Consider the following 2,623-nt stretch of genomic DNA (forward strand, 5'->3'; position numbering starts at 1 on the left):
GTGGGACAAGTCCGGGCGTAAGCCGGGGAGTTACAAATCCTTACTCTAGCCGAATGGTCTGGGAAGGCCAACCGGAGAGGGTGAAAGTCCCGTAGGCGAAAGGGTAAGGACTCCCTGGGGCTTGATCCCGAGTACCACGGGGCACGAGGAATCCCGTGGGAATCAGGGGGGACCACCCTCCAAGGCTAAATACTCCCTGCCGACCGATAGCGCAACCAGTACCGTGAGGGAAAGGTGAAAAGCACCCCGGAAGGGGAGTGAAAGAGACCTGAAACTGCGTGCCTACAAGAAGTCGGAGCCTGCTTATGTGGGTGACGGCGTGCCTTTTGATTAATGAGCCTGGGAGTTGTCGTATCTGGCGAGGTTAAGCCGGGAGAGGTGGAGCCGAAGCGAAAGCGAGTCCGAAGAGGGCGTATAGTCAGATACGACAGGCCCGAAGCCGGGTGAGCTACCCATGGCCAGGGTGAAGGTAGGGTAAAACCTACTGGAGGCCCGAACCGGTGGATCGTGAGACATCCTCGGATGAGCTGTGGGTAGGAGTGAAAAGCTAACCGAACCCGGTGATAGCTGGTTCTCCCCGAAATGCATTTAGGTGCAGCCTCGAGAGGTCTGTACTGGGGGTAGAGCACTGATAGGGCTAGGGGGGCGACCTCCAACCCCTGTCAAACTCCGAATCCCAGTACACAAATCTCGGGAGTGAGCCTGTGGGGGATAAGCTCCACAGACGAGAGGGGAACAACCCAGACCGTCGGCTAAGGGCCCGGAGAGATGGCTAAGTGTGGAAGGATGTTGTGCGTCTTAGACAACCGGGATGTTGGCTTAGAAGCAGCCATCATTTAAAGAGTGCGTAACAGCTCACCGGTCGAGACGCACAGCGCCGAAAATGTAACGGGGCTGAAGCCATCCCCCGAAGCCGCGGATCAGCCGTAAGGCTGGTGGTAGGGGAGCGTTCCGCGGTAGGGTGAAGGCAGACTCGAGAGAGCTGCTGGACGAAGCGGAAGTGAGAATCCAGGCATGAGTAAGCGAGAGGAGAGTGAGAATCTCTCCCCCCGAAAGCCTAAGGGTACCTGGGGAAGGGTCGTCCGCCCAGGGTTAGTCGGGACCTAAGGTGAACCCGAGAGGGGTAGCCGATGGGAAACCGGTTAATATTCCGGTACCACCTGTATATCTACAGTATGGGGGGTGACGCAGGAGGGTAGGCACCGAGGTCAAGTGGCAAGGCCTTCCAAGCGGTTAGGCGAAGAGGCTGGTAGGCAAATCCGCCAGCTGAGCTGAGCCGTGAAGGGGAGGACCGAATGGTCCAACGGAGCTGATCCCACACTGCCGAGAAAAACCTCGCATACTGATATACAGGTGCCCGTTCCGCAAACCGACACAGGTAGGCGGGCTGAGAAAGCTAAGGGGAGCGGGATAACCCTTGCCAAGGAACTCGGCAAATTGACCCCGTAACTTCGGGAGAAGGGGTGCCGCGGTAGGTTGAACCCAGGGGAAAGGGCAACCTGGAAACTGGGGGAGGCCGAGGCGGTTGCAGAGACAAGGCCCTGGCGACTGTTTACCAAAAACACAGGTCTCTGCGAACTCGTAAGAGGAAGTATAGGGACTGACGCCTGCCCAGTGCCGGAAGGTTAAGGGGAGGTGTGAAAGCACCGAACCGAAGCCCCGGTAAACGGCGGCCGTAACTATAACGGTCCTAAGGTAGCGAAATTCCTTGTCGGGTAAGTTCCGACCTGCATGAATGGCGTAACGACTGGGGCACTGTCTCGGCAGGGGACCCGGCGAAATTTCAATCTGGGTGAAGATGCCCAGTACCCGCAGCTAGACGGAAAGACCCCGTGGAGCTTTACTGCAGCCTGGTATTGGGCTTTGGTGCATCGTGTACAGGATAGGTGGGAGGCGAAGAACCCGGCTCGCCAGGGTCGGGGGAGCCGTCGGTGGGATACCACCCTCGGTGTACCGGAGTTCTAACCTTAGACTGTGAAGAGCAGTCGAGGGACAGTGCCAGGTGGGTAGTTTGACTGGGGCGGTCGCCTCCTAAAGAGTAACGGAGGCGCGCAAAGCTCGGCTCAGGTGGGTTGGAAATCCACCGAAGAGTGCAAGGGCATAAGCCGGGCTGACTGCGAGACCGACGGGTCGAGCAGAGGGGAAACCCGGTCCTAGTGACCCGGCGACTCCGAGTGGAAGGGTCGTCGATCAACGGACAAAAGTTACCCCGGGGATAACAGGCTAGTCTTGCCCGAGAGTTCACATCGACGGCAAGGATCGGCACCTCGATGTCGGCTCATCCCATCCTGGGGCTGAAGCAGGTCCCAAGGGTTAGGCTGTTCGCCTATTAAAGGGGTACGTGAGCTGGGTTCAGACCGTCGTGAGACAGGTCGGTCCCTATCTGCTGCGGGCGTAGGAGGTTTGAGGGGGCTCGCCCATTGTACGAGAGGACCTGGGTGAGGGAGCCTCTGGTGTACCGGCTGTCTTGCCAAGGGCATACGCCGGGTAGCTACGCTCCTAAGTGATAACCGCTGAAAGCATCTAAGCGGGAAACACGCCCCAAGATGAGACCTCCCATCCCGATAAGGGAGTAAGGCCGGTTCGAGAAGAGGACCTTGATAGGCCGGTGGTAGAAGCGCAG

Annotated in this window: 1 rRNA gene; it reads left to right on the plus strand. The window is 58.5% G+C overall.

Annotated features, from left to right (window positions below):
• Window positions 1-2,623, plus strand: a 23S ribosomal RNA gene (locus tag EO083_RS09640); the annotation flags it as partial.

It is taken from the genome of Thermosipho globiformans, from assembly GCF_003990895.1.
GTDB lineage: Bacteria > Thermotogota > Thermotogae > Thermotogales > Fervidobacteriaceae > Thermosipho > Thermosipho japonicus.